Here is a 17375-nt window from a genome sequence, read left to right on the forward strand (position 1 = left end):
GCAGTATGCGATAGCTTTGAAGTTAGCAGACGACGCAGAGTCTCGTCAGCTTGTTGGTCGCCACCAGTATGTGATGGAAGAAACACCAGGTCGTGGTTTAGTTCATCTTGAGGAAGTTGAGATCTTCCAAGTCGCCCTTCCAGTTTATGCCAAAGACTCTTGTGATCTTGTGCAGACTATACAGTATGAGGCTAAGGAAATGGCTAGCGATTGGACAGGAACGGTACCAGTAGGTATACCGATTATGCCTGAAACGTTATCTTTTGAGAGTTTTCAAGCAATGTCATCTGTTCAAGCGAGTATTGTGCGCGGGGATTGGCCACTAGAGTTAGAATTTTTGGATGTAGATAGTGTTGGCTTGTCTCTCAAACGCTTCAAACATTTAGTCTATCTGTCAGATAGAGCTGAACAGGTACAGGCTCATTTGTAAAAGGAAGTGGAGTTAAGGGAGCGGCGAAGAGTGTCGGTCTTTTTGGAGGTACAATGGCTGTCCTAGATGGCGTGACTACTTATTTTGAGCGCGTAGATCAATATGGGGCTACGAGTGCTGCCATTGACGGCGTTGCACATACGGGAACAGCAGTAGGGGCTATGTATGTGGGAGCGGCGATAGGATCTATCATTCCAATACCAGTTGTTGGTACAATTGCAGGTGCTGTTGCGGGATATGTATTTGGTGGGATAGTGAATACTTTATATGATGGTTTTGTCCGTAATGATTGGGATGGAGATAATTGGGCATTATGGTAATGATATTAAAAAAAATTATTTATATAGGTGAATCTGGGGAAGGTGCGGTTTACTTTGATACAGAGCGCAATTTGGCTCTCTCAGCACCTAAAAGTAAGTTACTCAATACGGATGAAGCAGGTCTGACCAATTACTTTATTCCTATATTGGTTGGGTTTCTTATAGTAGGAGGTTCAGGGCTTGGTTTTTTTACAGTTGCCAATCCTTTCAGTGGCTATTATAGTTATGAAACTTTAATCTTCTTAGTGTTTGCTTGGATCTTTGAATTTATCGGTATGGTTTGGCTCTTAGAAAGAGCCTTATATAAAAACGTTAAACAGGCTCAGCCGACTGACAAACAAAATTTTAGGTCAGCTGTCTACGGAAATCTTCTTTGGAATAATTTTAGTGACAAGAGGGTGACTGTAGGAAAAAAATAGTTGCATGGGTATTTGTTTTGATGATACTAATAGCAAATGTTGGGCTTATTCTTATTTTTCAGAAAATGCTTCTTCCTTTAATCAATAATGGTGAGAAAATTGGAAGTGAAATTATTATGATATTTTTGTGGGGGATTATGCCATTTTGTTTAATACTTCTTATTTGGCAAAACAATCCTATCCGCTTTTTCAATATCGTTGAAAAGTATCAGAAACGGCAAATTAAGTGGGGCAAAGATATGAGAAACGATAATATTGAATCAACTAAAGGGAGGAGTCAAAATGAATAGACAAATTTTACCGCTAGGTAGTGTGGTTCTTTAAACAATGGAGATGGAACAGAGTTGATGGTGATAGCTCGCGCTAGCGTTGTTCTTGAACAAGACAGAGAAGTCTATTATGATTATGGAGCTGTGATTATCCCGCAAGGCATGGTAACACCAGAACACGTTTTCTTTTTCAACAGGGAGAATGTAGAAACAGTTGTCTTTAGAGGATTTGAAAATGAAGCAGAGCGAGACTTTGCAGGACGTTATGATGAAATGATTGCTCACTCATCCTATTCAAAAGGCGAAGTTTAGTATTTTGAAAGCAGAAATCTTTCTAGTAAACTAACTGGTGGAAGTTCGATTTCTATTCAACAGTCTAATGCCTATCAAAAATTGCCTAAATAACGATTTATCCAGACAGGCTCAACTTGTCTGGATATTTGGTATACTGATAGCGTAAGAGGTGCAACGCTTGCCATGTCTGTTTCGGCTTATTGTAAGGGTGTAAAGGGCTATCAGAAGGAACCACTCGGTTCCTTACAATTGCTAATTGTAGGATAGTCCGAGCCTTAGTCCTCTCCTAATAAATGACTGTTCAGCAAGGGGAATGAAGGAGGTCAGAGTTTGCTTTTTAAGGAGCATGGTGCTGGTTGACGGTCTCTCTTTTTAAACTTGAAGAATAAGACGGAAAAAAGAGGCTGAGTAAAAGTCTTAAAAGTAGAAAATAGCTTAGAATTGCGTTATCAGAAACGTTGATTCTAAGCTATTTTTATTATTCAAATGATAATTGGAAGGCTAATGCTCTTCAAAAATCAAACGAATACCGTGTCAACTCAGCTTGGTGACCGCCAGTATTCAAGGGGGCTAGCGTTGCTAGCTCTATTTCCCAGCGCAAAAGGTAGAACATACCTCTTGAGCTGGGCTACTTTTGATGTTTGTTGGGTATAAAATGGTAGTTTTTGCCCAGCCTTTTTTCTTATTGGGTAGGTTGTTCGTTGCAAACGGTGAGAGTCCTAGCGGTTGAGTGGTTCCCACTTCCAGTTTTGTACTTCAGGAATATCGTCACCGTGTTCACGGATGTATTCCTTGTGGTAGGCAACGGTTTGATCCATTTTCTCTGCAAATGCTTGTGCTTCTTGTCCAAGTGCAGCAAGAGCGGCGTCTTGTGCTAAGTGGAATCGATCTAGTTCAGACATGACACGCATATCAAATGGAGTTGTGATGTCACCATTTTCGCGGTAGCCATGAACATGAAGATTGTGGTTGTGACGTCTGAAGAAGATGTCACGGATCATTCCTTCGTAAGCATGGAAGGCGAAGATGATAGGTTTGTCTGTTGTAAAGACTGCATCGAATTCTTCATCAGAAAGACCACGTGGATCGAGCTCTGGATGGCGAAGTTTCAAGATGTCCACAACGTTGACGAAGCGAATCTTCAAGTCAGGGAATGCTTTGTGGAGAATGGAAATAGCAGCGAGAGCTTCTAAGTTTGGCTCTGTTCCTGCAGCAGCAAATACCACATCAGGCTCTTCCTCTGCGGATACTGTTGATGCCCAGTCGATGACCTTATACCCTTTTTCAATCAATTCTTCTGCCTCTGCTACTGAGTAGAATTGAGGGCGAGGATGTTTTGAGGTAACCACTAAGTTGATGACATCTTCATCTTTGAAGGCCTTGTCCATGACAGCCAAGAGGCTGTTGGTGTCAGCTGGGAGATATTCGCGGATATATTCTGGTGTTTTTTCAGATAAGTGAGTGAGAATCCCTGGATCTTGGTGGGTGTAGCCATTGTGGTCTTGTTGGAATACAGTTGATGTCGCAATCAAGTTGAGTGCAGGGTAATTTTTACGCCAGGTTGTGTGTGTCTTGGATTTTCGTAACCATTTGAAATGTTGCGTAATCATGGTATCTACGACACGGAGGAATGATTCATAAGAAGCAAAGAACCCGTGGCGACCTGTCAATACATATCCTTCCAACAGTCCTTCAGCTTGGTGCTCTGATAATTGAGAGTCGATGACACGACCAACTGGGCTGAGCCACTCATCATAGCTTTCTTTGCGACGACCAAGCCATTGGCGATTGGTTTTAGTAAAGACAGCATTGAGACGGTTTGATTTTGTTTCGTCTGGTCCAAAAACGCGGAAATTATCAGGATTTGCTTCCACTAAATCAGCAACATATTTCCCAAATTCAATCATGTCTTGCGCAAGGATGCTACCCGGTGTTTCAATATCAAAGGCATGTTTTTTCCAGTCAGCAGTATTCATCGGTTTGATAACACCAGCGTTGGTGATTGGATTCATTGACATGCGGCGCTCACCTTTAGGTGAGATTTCAGCAATTTCTGGGAGTAATGTTCCGTTTTCGTCGAACAATTCTTCAGGACGATAGCTATGCAACCAGTCAAGGAGGGCATCGATATGTTCCATATGGTGTGCATCAACAGGAATTGGTACTTGGTGAGCACGGAATCCACCCTCAATTGGAGTACCTTCCCAGGCTTTTGGACCGGTCCATCCTTTTGGAATACGGGCAATAATCACTGGCCAAGCAGGCATCGTTGCTTTTTCAGCAGCTCCTTTGCGTGCTTCTGCTTGCAGAGCTTGAATCATTTCAACGGCGCTATCAATGGTGTTAGCCATTGCTTGATGGGCTGCTTCAAAGTTTGAACTTGTCACATCGACAAAGATTGGGCTCCAACCCAATCCTTTGAAGAAGTGAGCCAATTCTTCATCTGTTTTTCGCTCTAAAATAGTAGGATTGTGGATTTTTCCACCGTTGAGATAAAGGATCGGTAAAACGGCACCATCGTTGACGGGGTTAATAAAGGTATTTGCAAACCATCCAGCCATCAATGGCCCTGTTTCTGCCTCCCCGTCTCCGATGACAGTTGCTGCGATAATGTTTGGATTGTCTAAGACAGATCCTGCAGCGTGAGAGAGAGCATAGCCGAGTTCTCCACCTTCATGAATAGAACCGGGTGTTTCAGGAGCCGCATGAGAGGCAATTCCTCCAGGGAATGAGAAAATCTTACATAGTTTTTGGAAGCCTTCTTCCGTTTGTGGAATATCAGGGTTGAGTTCTGTATAACTTCCATCAAGGTAGGAATTTGCCACCATGACTTGTCCACCATGACCGGGACCTTCAATGTAGAACATGTTCAAGTTGTATTTATTGATTGCACGATTGAGGTGGGCATAAATGAAGTTTTGCCCCGGAACAGTTCCCCAGTGTCCGATTGGGTGAGCTTTCAAATCGTTTTCGACTACTTCGCGTTTGAGCAAAGGATTGTCTTTTAAGTACATTTGAGCGGCTGAAATATAGTTAGCAGCGCGCCACCAAGCGTCCACTTTAGCAAGATATTCTGGTGAATCAAATAAATGTGTCATGATTCAGTCTCCTTTATCTATTATTGTATTTTATTTCACATGATAACTATATCATCTTATGAAAGCCCTGTCAAAGCCTGAAAACATTTTTGAAAACAAAAGGAAAAGAAAGGAAAGATTTGAAATATCAAGGTCTGAGATTTTTTGTTTTTGAAAACAACCGATATAATATCATTACTTCCAGATTAATGTGGAAGTAAGTTGACTTTGATACTAAAAACGCTTACATTATAATGATACATGTAACAGGGGGAGGTTCGACTTGAATCCTAGACAAACTAATATTCTGAGAGATCTCATGGCTGCGAACGATTATGTAACAGCGCAGGACTTATCATCTAAATACGCCGTTTCAACCAAAACAGCTTATGCAGACTTACAGATTATTAACGAGGAACTGTCATCTTTTGGTGTTACGATCGAAAAAACACCACGCCGTGGTATTCGATTACAGGTTGGACAAAATGACAAGAGAAAAATCTTGGAGTTTGTGGAACAAAGTAATCATGATGGCATGGATGAAGATTCTCAATTTCATAGAGAATGCGACTTATTAAAAGAACTCATTCTAGGCAGTGGCACGATTGATGTGCTGGACTGGTCTGTAGGTCATTTCATCAGCGAAGCCTCTATTCGCCGAGATTTAGAACGACTGGAACAGTATTTAAAGGCTTATCAGGTCTCACTGATGAAGAAGAGTGGTCGAGTGTCTCTGGTTGGACAAGAAGAGGATATTAGAAAATTTTTCCGAGATTTTATCATTCAACATTTTGATTTGAGTAGCTTGCAGTATGAGGAAGGCCTTGCGCACTTTTTCCCCTCTAAGCTGATTAGGAATGTGGTAGAAAGTGTCAAAAAATCTTCTAATTTCTATCATTTTAGAACATCTGAACAATATCGAGTGTATCTAGTCTTAGATTTACTGATTAGTGTCAAGCGGTATCTTCAGGGACATGCGATGGTAGAGTCGAATGTGAGCGTGGGTGTTGAAAACCTTCAACAATATGAAGTCTACATCATCGCAGGAGAATTACTCAGTCAGTCAACGGGTATTGCCATGAATCTGATTACAGATGCAGAGATTCGAAACATTTGCTACACGCTTTTATCCGTGGGCTATGAAACGGAAATGGTTCAGCAATCGGATCTTAAAAAGATGGTTGAGCAGTTTATTGCCAGAGTATCTGAACTATCTGGTGTTGATTTTCGCTCGGATGAGCACCTGTTTCAAATGTTGGTCAATCATACACAACCGATGATTTATCGTCTGAAGAGTGGCATTAACATCAAAAATCAGATTACAGAAAATATAAAGACGAGATACAGTGCTCTCTATTATATTGTCTGGCTCGCATCGAAATCTCTATCAGAAAAGTATGCTGTTGAGTTCTTTGATGCAGAAATTGCCTTTCTTACCATCTATTTTGAGATTTCGGTGGAGAAGATGACGACGCCGTTGACCATCTATGTGATTTGTCCGCATGGTCTAGCGACTTCTGAATTAATTATGAGTTCCTTACGTCGTACAATCTCTAATTTTGATCATTTGATCAACATGGATATGAGGGAATTGACAGAAGAAAAGCTCCAGCAAGCGGATTTGATTATTAGTTCCATCCACTTAGAGCCATTTTCGATTGACTATATTCAAGTGAGTCCAATTGTGACAGATGAGGAATTAGAGATTATCCAACACGCCTACTCGAGTTTGACTAAGGGGAACCGCAACATGTTGTCTGCCATTCACGACAACAAGAGTTTCTCAAAGTCAGTGATTCGGGATTTGGTACAGACCAATATTTTACTTCATCAGTCCTGTCAATCTGTGGAAGACTGCATTCGGAAAATGGTTGGAAAAACATCGCTACGAAATCAGCGTAACAAGCGTTTCCTAGAATCAGTCCTAGCGAGAGAAAAGCTGGGAAGTACCAGCGTGTATACGGGAATTGCCTTACCTCATGCTGATCCTGCTTTTGTAGCAGAGTCCCAACTGGTTATCATGACCCTCGATAAACCCATCTTATGGGGGCAAAATATGGTGAAGGTTGTGGTGCTGATAGCGATTGCAGAAAAAGATGAGGGACTATATAAGAAAGCACTGATCAGTTTATACTCAAAAATTGATAGTACAGACTACATTGATACCTTGCATGCCATCGAAAATCAAGCTGATTTCATCGATTGTCTGTAAGAAATATAAAAAGGAGATTGAAACAATGACGGAAGCTATTAAGTTATCTGATTATCTGAATGAGTCGTTGATTTTTACACAAAAACACTATTCTTCTAACAAGGAATTGTTCACAGAAGTCTCAACGGTTGCTTTTGAAAAAGGGTATGTACGAGAAGATTTCTTAGAGCGTGTACAACGGCGAGAAGAGACGTTTCCAACGGGGATTCAATTGGAGAATTTTGGAGTGGCGATTCCCCATACGGATGCTGAATGTGTCCATAAGGAATTTGTGGCAGTCATCACCAACACAGAGCCAGTTGAGTTCAAGAGTATGGAGGACTTGAGTCAAACAGTTGCAGTCAATATCGTATTTGTGCTTGGCTTGAACCAGCCTCATGCTCAGTTAGAGATGCTTCAATCGTTGATGGGCTTGTTGCAAAATCCAGATGTATTAGCTCAACTCTTAGCTGCTGAAACAACAGAGCAGCTACTGACTATCGTAAAAAATAATAATTTATAACATATAAAGGAGAACAGCTTATGGCTAAACTTAAAGTATTGGTTGCATGTGGTGCAGGAATCGCTACATCAACAGTGGTAATGAAACGTGTAGAAGATTTGTTTAAATCGAACAACATTGATGTCGATATTATTCAAATCAAGATCGCAGAAGCAAAAGCAAGAGAAGCAGATGCAGACATGTTGATCACAACAACTCTTCTACTAGGTGAATTTAGTATTCCAGCAATCAAAGCGATGGGATACTTAACAGGTATTAATGCAGATAAAGTAGACGAACAAGTCTTAGAAGCTGCACGTTCAATTTTAGGATAAAAATAACAAAATAAAAGGAGATGAGACAATGAGTGCTATTAACGACGTTGTTCAGTATATTCTTGGATTAGGAGCATCTGTTATGCTTCCAATCATGTTGACGATTGTAGGGTTGATTTTCAGACTACCGTTTGGAAAATCATTGAAGTCAGGTTTGACAGTAGGGATTGGTTTCATTGGGATTAACCTTGTTATCGGTGTTCTGTCTAGCAACTTGGGCCCTGCGGCACAAGCAATGGTTGAAAACTTTGGGGTATCATTGAATATTATTGATACTGGTTGGCCTTCAGCAGCGGCAGCAGCATGGGCAGCTCCAGTTTCTGCCATCATGATTCCTATCTGTGTGGTTGTGAACTTGATCATGTTGTTCACGAAGACCACTAAGACGCTCGATATTGACTTGTGGAACTACTGGCATTTTATCGCCGCGGCTGCAACCGGTTACATCGTAACAGGTGGTAACTGGTGGTTCTCAATCTTGTGTGGTGTCCTTTATGAAATTGCCTGCTTGCTGATTGCAGACTGGACAGCTCCAATGGTTGAAAAATTCTATGGATTAGAAGGTGTCAGCCTTCCAACTGGTTCTACGGATGCCTTTGGTTTGCTTGGTATTCCTGTAGGAATCCTTGTTGGTAAAATCCCAGGTCTAAATAAACTTGATGTTAGTGCAGATACGATCCAAGAAAAATTTGGTATCTTTGGTGAGCCAATGATGATGGGGATCATTATCGGTGCAGCTATTGCAGCTCTTGGTGGATATGATGTCGGCGGTATCATCACAATGGGAATCAACATGGGAGCAGTTATGTTCTTGATGCCTCGTATGGTTAAAATCTTGATGGAAGGGTTGATTCCCATCTCAGAAGCAGCTCGTGACTTCTTGCAAAAACGGAACGGGAACAGCGACCGTACAATCTACCTTGGTATGGATGCTGCCCTTACAACTGGTCACCCTGCTAACCTTGCAACAGGTTTGTTGCTTGTACCAATCACTTTGTTGATTGCGATTATCTTGCCAGGAAACAAGGTTCTTCCATTTGGTGACTTGGCAACCATTCCTTTCTATGTCTCTCTCATCGTAGCGAACCGCAAAGGAAATATTATTCAATCTGTGATTACAGGTGCTATCGTTATTACCTTTGCACTCTATATGGCAACAAACTTTGCGCCAGAACATACAGAAATGATGCGTGGTGTATATGAATTCCCAGCAGGGGCGACTCTTGTATCAAGTCTTGATATGGGTGGGAACGTCCTTAACTGGCTTATCTTGAAATTTGCGCAATTATTCTCAGGAGCTTTGTAATCTAGTCAATAGGATAATGATGCGACTGTGAGTATTGTGATAAAAGGGAAAGGCGGAAAACGATGAGAGCAGCATTGCTGACAGAATTAAACCATTTTGAAATCCATGAAATGGATAAGCCGACTCCACATTCACATGAAGTTTTAGTAAAAGTCAAAGCCGCAGGAATCTGCGGCTCTGATATTCACAAAATGCAAAGCGAGTGGAAGTATGACTTACCCATGGTCATGGGACATGAATTCTCGGGCCAAGTAGAAGCAGTAGGTGACGAAGTAGAGCAAGTATCTGTTGGAGATCGTGTAGCGATTGTACCTTTTTTACCTTGCAATAAATGTATCTATTGCCGTGAGGGCAAATATCAACTGTGTGAAGATTATCGAATGATTGGTTCTCACTACTATGGTGGTTTTGAGGAATACGTGGTAGTACCAGAGACCAATGTCTTGAATATTGGAGAAAAAATCTCTTACGAAGAAGCTGCTATGATTGAACCACTTGCGGTAGCAGCCCATGGGGTCATGGGATTGGATCCACAGGTCGGTGATCAAGTAGCAGTATTTGGATTAGGTACGATTGGTATTTTAAGTGTTCAATGGCTTCGCCTAGCAGGGGTTAAACGGATTATTGGTATCGATATTGACCCGAACAAATTAGAAGAAGCTAAAAAATATGGTGTGACGGATACGATTAATCCTTTAGAAGAATCCTTAGAGGAGGCGGTTGCCACATTGACCAATGGCCTAGGTGTTGACATTGCCTTAGAATGTGCCGGCTCAAAGATAACCGAAGAGCAGTGTCTCTTAATTACCAGAAAAGGTGGACAGATTGGCTACCAAGGGATCGCTTATACGGATGTCGTATTGCGTCAGCGTGCCTTTGAAAATATCTTTAGAAGAGAATATACAGTAAAAGGTTTCTGGAATTCTTACTCTGCGCCCTTCCCTGGTAAAGAGTGGACACACTCAGTTGAGTTTATTGAGGCAGGTAAAATGAATCTGAAAGAGATGATTTCCCATCGATTTAAACTGGACGAGATTCAGAAAGCGTTCAACCTAACAGTGAATCGGGAAGAATCCTATAATAAAGTGATGATTTTCCCTGGAGAGGATAAATAAGGAGGCGAACATGACCATTCCAGCTAAAATGAAAGGGGTCTTTAAAACAGAACCCGGCTATGATAAGATGGATTTCTTAGAATTAGATGTTCCAAAGGCAGAAGGAGATAAGGTGCTCATCAAAGTAGCTTTTACAGGAATCTGTGGTTCAGATATCCATACATTTAAAGGAGAGTACAATAATCCTGCGACGCCTGTCGTTCTTGGACATGAATTTTCCGGTCAGGTTGTAGCGGTAGGCGATCAAGTAACCAAGGTTAAGGTAGGCGATCGTGTCACTAGTGAGACAACCTTTGAAACAAGTACAGATATTTATACACATGATAAATTGTATAATTTGGCGATGAAGCGTAAGGGGATTGGAACCCAGCAGAATGGTTCCATGGCCACGTATGTCTTGACTCGTGAAGAAAGCGTCCACATTTTGCCAGATTCGCTCAGTTATGAAGGAGCGGCGATGACCGAACCTCTTGCTTGTTGTGTGCATGCCATGTATCAAAAGAGCCAACTCAGCTTGCACGATACAATCATCATTATGGGACCTGGTCCAATCGGCTTGTTTTTATTACAAATTGCCAAAGACATTGGTGCTTTTGTCATCATGACTGGTATTACTCAGGATGCAGAGCGCCTAGCGTTTGCGAAAGAATTGGGAGCAGACGTAGTCGTAGATACACAAAAAGAAGATCTAGCGGCGATTGTGCATCACTATACAGACGGTTATGGCGTTGATAAAGCTTACGATGCCTCAGGAGCTGCACCGGCAGTCAATCAGGTATTGCCACTCATCAAAAAACGTGGTCGTTTTGTTCAAGTAGGACTTTTTGCGAAGAAGTACATTGAATTAGATACAGAATCTATTATTCAACGTGAGATTGAATACGTAGGGTGCCGTTCACAAAATCCATTTGACTGGCCAATTGCGATCCACCTTTTAAACAAAGGTGCCATCAATATTGATAAAATGATTACTCAGAAGTTCCCGTTAGAGGAATGGAGACAAGCGTTTGAAGCAGTTATGGGTGGAAAAGAATTCAAAGTCATGATTGAATCAAACCCTGGGGAGTTTTAACTAAGATACAAGGGCGTAAAACAACTCCTAGACAAAATAGGCAAGCGAAGCAGGTTGTCTTGCAACCAAATGAGCTTTATCCTCGCTTTCCGATTTCTCAGCTCGGGTTAAACTAATCCACTGGATTAGTTTAATTGTCAGTGAGGTGTAGCCCGCGTTCGTTTAAGTAGTGAGAGCGTGAAAAAAGTCCTAATGAAAATAGGAGATTGCTGCCGTGTTCAACGAACACAAAGCAATCTATCCCTAAAGGGATTCTCAGCTGTAACTAACTAAAGTTAGAACAGCTGCCTATCTTTTTCATAGTGAATTTTAGCTCGAACACAATTCGGATTGACACAAGACACAAGTACGTAAAGAGCAAAGTTGGACTAGGGGTTATGTGAAAAAGCAGTGACGCAGAGCGCAAGAACTATCTTGAATAGAGGATTGAACTGTAAGTTAGGCTTTTCATGGATAGGCGGGGGACAACGTTTGCTCTCCGCCCTTCTTATTTGAAAATTGGTCCAAATATTGAACGTATATGTAACAAAGAAAACGCTTTATGCTATAATAGAACTAGAATAATTTTTTTAAGAGGAGGAAGTTATGTCACACTTATCAGTCAACGCGATTCGTTTCCTTGGTATTGACGCCATTGAACAATCGAAATCAGGTCACCCAGGGGTGGTAATGGGGGCAGCGCCTATGGCGTACAGTCTCTTTACCAACCAAATGCGTATCAATCCACAAGTACCAAACTGGATCAATCGTGACCGCTTTGTCTTGTCAGCAGGACATGGTTCGATGTTGCTTTATGCCCTTCTTCATCTTTCAGGTTTTGAAGAAGTCAGCATGGAAGAAATTAAAAACTTCCGTCAATGGGGCTCTAAAACACCTGGTCACCCGGAATATGGTCACACTGCTGGGGTTGACATTACGACTGGACCTCTTGGTCAAGGAATTGCGACTGCGACAGGCTTTGCGCAGGCGGAACGTTTCCTTGCAGCAAAGTATAATAAGGACGATTATAACATCTTTGACCATTATACCTATGTCATTTGTGGTGACGGGGACTTAATGGAGGGAGTGTCTGCTGAGGCGGCTTCTTACGCTGGTTTGCAACAATTAGACAAGCTCATCGTTCTCTATGATTCAAATGATATTAACTTAGACGGAGAGACTAAAGATTCCTTCACAGAAGATGTGCGCGCTCGTTATGAGGCTTATGGTTGGCATACAGATTTCGTAGCAGACGGAACAGATGTAGTAGCTATTAACCAAGCCATTGAAAAGGCAAAAGCAGCAGGCAAGCCAGCTCTTATTGAAGTGAAAACCATTATCGGACATGGAGCTCCTAATAAACAAGGAACCAATGCAGTCCATGGTGCGCCACTTGGAGCAGAAGAAACAGCAGCGACGCGCAAGGCCTTGGATTGGAATTATGCCCCATTTGAGGTTCCAGCTGAAGTCTATGCCGATTTCAAGGAAAAAGTCGCTGACCGTGGTCAGGTTGCTTATGCTGCTTGGGAAAAAATGGTTGCAGATTACAAGACTGCTTATCCAGAATTGGCAGCAGAAGTCACTGCCATTTTAGAAGGTCGTGATCCAGTGGAGTTGAAACCAAGCGACTTCCCACTTCATGAAGCAGGCTTCTCTCAAGCGACTCGTAACTCCAGTCAAGATGCTATTAACGCGGCAGCGCAAGTCCTTCCAACTTTCTTGGGTGGATCTGCTGACTTGGCGCATTCAAACATGACCTATATCAAAGAGGACGGTTTGCAGGACGATCGTCACCGCCTCAACCGCAATATCCAATTTGGTGTGCGTGAGTTTGCTATGGGAACGGTCTTGAATGGTATGGCAGCCCACGGTGGACTTCGTGTATATGGTGGAACGTTCTTCGTCTTTTCAGACTACCTGAAAGCAGCGATTCGCTTGTCTGCTCTTCAAGGGCTTCCAGTGACCTATGTCTTTACTCATGATTCGATTGCCGTTGGAGAGGACGGTCCAACTCATGAGCCGATTGAACATCTAGCAGGCCTCCGTGCCATGCCAAACTTGACCGTTTTCCGTCCAGCAGATGCGCGTGAAACACAAGCAGCTTGGTACTTGTCATTGACAAGCCCGTCAACACCGTCTGCTCTTGTCCTTACGCGTCAAAACTTAACGGTAGAAGAAGGGACAGATTTTGATAAGGTCGCAAAAGGGGCGTATGTGGTCTATGAAGAAGCAGGCTTTGATACCATTCTTCTAGCCTCCGGTTCAGAAGTGAACTTGGCAGTCACAGCTGCTAAACAGCTTGCAGCAGAAGGCATTAAGGTTCGTGTGGTCAGCGTGCCGTCAACAGAACTCTTTGATGCGCAAGATGCAGCCTACAAGGAAGAAATCTTGCCAAATGCTATTCGCCGTCGTGTAGCCATTGAAATGGGGGCGACTCAAAGCTGGTACAAATATGTCGGCCTAGACGGTGCAGTGCTTGGTATTGATACCTTTGGAGCGTCAGCACCAGCAGCGAAAGTCATTGAAGAATATGGCTTTACCGTTGAAAATGTCGTGAAGACAGTCAAAGAATTGTAAGAGATACGATTCAAAATAAGATGAAAAAAGAGGTCCAGTGGACCTCTTTTTCACGAGCTAGAAAATGTGAGGGCGAGTTTAGAGGACCCAGACTTTTTTTGATCGCAAGGGGTCAAAAAACTTTCATGACATGATAAAATAAAAGAAAATAATTTCAAAACAGACCGACAGGTTGAACTTATGGACACATCTTGCAAGCGGTTCAAAAAATCGTGTCCTTAAGTTTAAAGCGCTTCCGTTTTATAATAAGTGTGTAGTCAATACTCAAAGAAAATCAATATCAGACAGATAAACGAAGGCTGATAGGGATTTTCAAAGGGAATAAAAGATAACGGAGGTTGAAAAAATGTCGGATTGGTTAACGATTCGTGACAAGGTGTACATAGTGACAGGCGGAAGCTCAGGGATTGGGCTTGCGATCGTCAAAGGCTTGTTGGAACAAGGGGCTAAGGTCGCAAACTTCGATATTCGTGACTCAGATGTGAGCCATGAGAATTTGCTATTTGTGGAAACTAACGTGACCAGTCATCAAGCGGTCAAAGAAGCGGTTGCTAAGGTAGTCGCACATTTTAGTACCGTAGATGGTTTGGTCAATAATGCAGGAATCAATATTCCGAGCTTGTTGGTCGATGTGGTTGAAGAAGCTGGACAGTATGAGCTCAATGAAGAAAAGTTTGACAAGATGGTCAATATCAACTTCAAGGGCTTGTTCTTTGTATCGCAAGAAGTGGCTCGTATCCTTGCGGCGAAAAAAGCAGGTGTCATCATCAACATGGCTTCAGAAGCAGGTTTAGAAGGTAGTGAAGGACAAAGTATCTATGCTGCGACAAAGGGTGCGGTCTATTCTCTCACTCGTTCATGGGCAAAAGAATTGGCCAAACATGGTATCCGTGTGGTGGGCATTGCTCCAGGAATCATGGAAGCAACGGGACTGCGTACTCTTTCTTATGAAGAAGCTCTTGCCTATACACGTGGAAAAACGGTTGAGGAATTACGCGCAGGTTACAGCAACACCAGTACCATTCCATTGGGACGCAGTGGTCGCTTGAGCGAAGTGGCGGACTTGGTATGCTATTACTTGTCTGATCGAGCAAGCTATATCACGGGTGTCACCACAAACGTAGCAGGCGGAAAAACAAGAGGATAAAGAGGGATTATGAGTCTAGAATTAAACAAAAAGGCATTATTATATCAATTATCATCTCATGCAAGTGTCAGCTATGAGGTGTTGAGTGATCGGCTTCAATGTTCTAGACGTACCCTTAAATTACTCATCGAAGCCTTATTATATAGCTATGATCATATCTTTTCGATACAAGAAGTAGGGGGCAAGCTATCGCTTAGGATTCATGATGAAGAGGCCTTTAAGGTCTTGGTCACAGAGGACTTGCTCCTTTCTACAGATTTGAATTCTTTCCATAAACGCCAGGCAATCTTCTTTCGGATTCTCTTAGAGGCAGATGGCTATGTATCGGCAGATACGATAGCAGACGAAGTCGGTATCAGTCGGCGCAGTCTAAGCCGTGACATCAATCGAATGAAAATGGTCTTGGAAGCCTATCAGTTGAAATTGGTGTCTAAGACGGGTGTTGGCATCCAGCTGGTGGGGTCGGAGCTGGCAAAGCGCTTGCTCTACCTCTACGAGGTCATGGATTATTTGGAAACTAAGCTAGAGCTTCCCAAAGACCTCATGGAAACCTATACAGACTTTGTGCAGCATCATCGTTTTCCCATTGATGTCGAGCGAACCTTTCATGCGACCTTGCTTTTGACGGTGTTACGCCGTCATCATCCCTTGGACGAAGCGGATTTTACTTGGTTTACCAGCCAGCAATCCCTTGATTTGCCAGCTATTTTCTACGATATTTTATTGTACTTTATGGAGCGGCCATTGACCAAGGCAGAGCAGATATTTTTGACCTTTCCCATGCAGTTGGGGTTGATTCCAGCAGAAATTGCGCGAATCGAAATTCTGGAGATGGCAGAAACCATTCTGCGTCAGACGGTTCAAGAATTTGGCATCACTCTGGATATTCGTGAAAGCGGTCAAGTCTTGCAGCGACATTTGGTCTACATGCTCAATCGTAGTGTCATGAAATGGCGATTTGAAGAAGTCAGCCTGCGGGAACAGTTGATTCAAAGCTCATTTTCAAAAATCGTGTCTCAATTCTTTGTCGACCGTGTGGTGGAGCTAACAGGAGTGGCTGTTTCCGAAAAAGAGGTGGTCCTCTTAGCAGCTTGGATGGAATTGCTCATGGCACGAAAAAGCAAGCCCTTAATCGGTCGGGTTGCGGTCATTACGCAGTCGGGACAATCGTTCAATTATCTGGTTGAAACGCAGATTCGTCAGATTTTTGGGGAGGCGGTGCAGCTTGATTTTCTCGACTTTGTCAATCATCTTCCCTACGAAGAATTAAACAAGCACTATGACCTAATTTTCACGGATAATCTGATGTACAGCCAAACGCTCTTTCAGCCTTTCCTGTCTCTTTCGCTTGTGACCAAGGAGAATCAAGCCGAGCGGGAAGCCTTGGAGCGGACGGTTTTGGGGCGGAAGCTTGAGATGTATAGTCGTGTCATCGATCTTGCCTTTGATGAGCAAGCGACCTACGAGGAAAATATTGAGGCCTTACTGAAAGTGATGGAAACTCAAGGCCTTATCTCAAGCGAAGCAGTTGAGAAATTGAAGGTCAAGGAGGCCAAAAATCCAGCCATTTCAGAAGACGGCTATGCCTTTCCGCATCTGACAGACGCCAGTCTGAATCAATTGATTGTGATCGTAGCAGCGGATTTTCCATTTTCAGTAAAAACCAGATCTGGTCAGACCATTCGGGATTTCATTCTTCTATTTGTGCCGATGGAGTTGGATGATTTTAATCAGGATTTACTCTTTAAAATCTTTGACAATACCTTCCGCATGAGTAGCGAAACCCATATCAAGGAACGGCTAGGATTGTCTCATTCGTCTGACACCATTCGTTTGAGCAAGTAAGAAAGGAATAACAATGGATAGTGTGTATATCTTAGGGGCGGTTGTGATTGCGGCTTACATCTTCCAAATCATCTTTGGCTTGCGCCAAATCAAGCACTTCAATCAGACCTATTCAGAACTGAGAAAAAAAGGACGGGTGGCCATCGGTCGTAGGAGCGGTCGTATCAAGGCAGGCACCATTGTCATGATGGCGGTGGATCAAAAAGGGCAGGTCCTTGCCGCTCGTAGAATGCAAGGCGTAACGGTTGCAGCTCGTTTTAAGGAGATGCCAGACTATGTGGGGCAAGATATTCATTATCTGGATCGCCACAACCCTCTTGTGCGAAAAGAAAATAAACTATTACAAATCGCGATTGAAGATACGCGGGAAGTATTTGTCCGGTCTGAAGCGGGTGATTATCGGGATGTCCCAAAATTCGCCCCTGTCATGGACCTCGGCACTCGCTTAAAAATGCTTTCGGCACGAATCAAATTTCAATTTAAAAAATAATAATCAA

General features: G+C 42.7%; 16 protein-coding genes. 15 read left to right on the plus strand and 1 reads right to left on the minus strand.

Going from position 1 to position 17375, the window contains the following annotated elements:
- Window positions 1-16 precede the first annotated feature (16 nt).
- Genes E4T82_RS04325 through E4T82_RS04340 form a run of 5 tightly spaced genes read left to right on the plus strand, consistent with a single transcriptional unit; the run spans window position 17 to window position 1750 of the window.
- Window positions 17-430 carry a hypothetical protein gene (locus E4T82_RS04325; RefSeq protein WP_135181643.1) on the plus strand — a complete coding sequence of 138 codons (414 nt, stop codon included), beginning with the start codon at window positions 17-19 and terminating at the stop codon, window positions 428-430.
- A gap of 53 nt (window positions 431-483) precedes the next feature.
- Complete coding sequence (locus E4T82_RS04330) at window positions 484-750, plus strand: phage tail protein (protein WP_228065050.1); 267 nt, start codon at window positions 484-486, stop codon at window positions 748-750.
- Complete coding sequence (locus tag E4T82_RS04335; protein WP_194185869.1) at window positions 744-1169, plus strand: hypothetical protein; 426 nt, start codon at window positions 744-746, stop codon at window positions 1167-1169. The genes E4T82_RS04330 and E4T82_RS04335 overlap by 7 nt, the downstream gene beginning before the upstream one ends.
- Window positions 1170-1189: 20 nt before the next feature.
- Window positions 1190-1459 (plus strand): hypothetical protein, encoded by a 270-nt coding sequence (locus tag E4T82_RS12660; protein WP_194185870.1) that lies wholly within the window; start codon window positions 1190-1192, stop codon window positions 1457-1459.
- 57 nt (window positions 1460-1516) lie between these two features.
- Window positions 1517-1750 (plus strand): DUF4176 domain-containing protein, encoded by a 234-nt coding sequence (locus tag E4T82_RS04340; RefSeq protein ID WP_228065051.1) that lies wholly within the window; start codon window positions 1517-1519, stop codon window positions 1748-1750.
- A 701-nt stretch (window positions 1751-2451) separates the two neighbouring features.
- On the opposite strand, the gene E4T82_RS04345 is transcribed toward E4T82_RS04340, so the two are convergent.
- Window positions 2452-4830: a phosphoketolase family protein gene (locus E4T82_RS04345; protein ID WP_135181644.1), complete on the minus strand. Its 2379-nt coding sequence runs from the start codon at window positions 4828-4830 to the stop codon at window positions 2452-2454.
- 262 nt (window positions 4831-5092) lie between these two features.
- On the opposite strand from E4T82_RS04345, the gene E4T82_RS04350 reads away from it, so the two are divergent.
- The 10 genes from E4T82_RS04350 (at window position 5093) to E4T82_RS04395 (ending at window position 17368) form a co-directional block, all read left to right on the plus strand.
- A complete protein-coding gene (locus tag E4T82_RS04350; RefSeq protein WP_135181645.1) occupies window positions 5093-7021 on the plus strand; it encodes a BglG family transcription antiterminator in 1929 nt (642 codons plus the stop codon).
- Between the two features lie 25 nt (window positions 7022-7046).
- Window positions 7047-7523 carry a PTS sugar transporter subunit IIA gene (locus E4T82_RS04355; protein ID WP_135181646.1) on the plus strand — a complete coding sequence of 159 codons (477 nt, stop codon included), beginning with the start codon at window positions 7047-7049 and terminating at the stop codon, window positions 7521-7523.
- A gap of 20 nt (window positions 7524-7543) precedes the next feature.
- The gene (locus E4T82_RS04360) at window positions 7544-7837 is read left to right on the plus strand and encodes a PTS sugar transporter subunit IIB (RefSeq protein ID WP_135181647.1); all 294 of its coding nucleotides are present in this window, start codon (window positions 7544-7546) and stop codon (window positions 7835-7837) included.
- Between the two features lie 28 nt (window positions 7838-7865).
- Window positions 7866-9143: a PTS galactitol transporter subunit IIC gene (locus E4T82_RS04365; RefSeq protein WP_135181648.1), complete on the plus strand. Its 1278-nt coding sequence runs from the start codon at window positions 7866-7868 to the stop codon at window positions 9141-9143.
- A 62-nt stretch (window positions 9144-9205) separates the two neighbouring features.
- On the plus strand, window positions 9206-10258 hold the full coding sequence (locus E4T82_RS04370; RefSeq protein WP_135181649.1) for a galactitol-1-phosphate 5-dehydrogenase: 1053 nt from the start codon (window positions 9206-9208) through the stop codon (window positions 10256-10258).
- 10 nt (window positions 10259-10268) lie between these two features.
- On the plus strand, window positions 10269-11330 hold the full coding sequence (locus tag E4T82_RS04375; RefSeq protein WP_135181650.1) for a zinc-binding dehydrogenase: 1062 nt from the start codon (window positions 10269-10271) through the stop codon (window positions 11328-11330).
- 585 nt (window positions 11331-11915) lie between these two features.
- Window positions 11916-13886, plus strand: coding sequence for a transketolase (gene tkt / locus E4T82_RS04380; RefSeq protein WP_135181651.1), 1971 nt, complete (start codon window positions 11916-11918; stop codon window positions 13884-13886).
- A 346-nt stretch (window positions 13887-14232) separates the two neighbouring features.
- Entirely contained in the window at window positions 14233-15033 is an 801-nt protein-coding gene (locus E4T82_RS04385; RefSeq protein WP_135181652.1) for an SDR family oxidoreductase, read from the plus strand.
- A 9-nt stretch (window positions 15034-15042) separates the two neighbouring features.
- On the plus strand, window positions 15043-16878 hold the full coding sequence (locus E4T82_RS04390) for a BglG family transcription antiterminator (protein WP_135181653.1): 1836 nt from the start codon (window positions 15043-15045) through the stop codon (window positions 16876-16878).
- 13 nt (window positions 16879-16891) lie between these two features.
- On the plus strand, window positions 16892-17368 hold the full coding sequence (locus tag E4T82_RS04395) for a transcriptional regulator GutM (protein WP_135181654.1): 477 nt from the start codon (window positions 16892-16894) through the stop codon (window positions 17366-17368).
- Window positions 17369-17375 lie beyond the last annotated feature (7 nt).

It is taken from the genome of Streptococcus cuniculi (assembly GCF_004570575.1).
Taxonomy (GTDB): Bacteria; Bacillota; Bacilli; order Lactobacillales; family Streptococcaceae; genus Streptococcus; species Streptococcus cuniculi_A.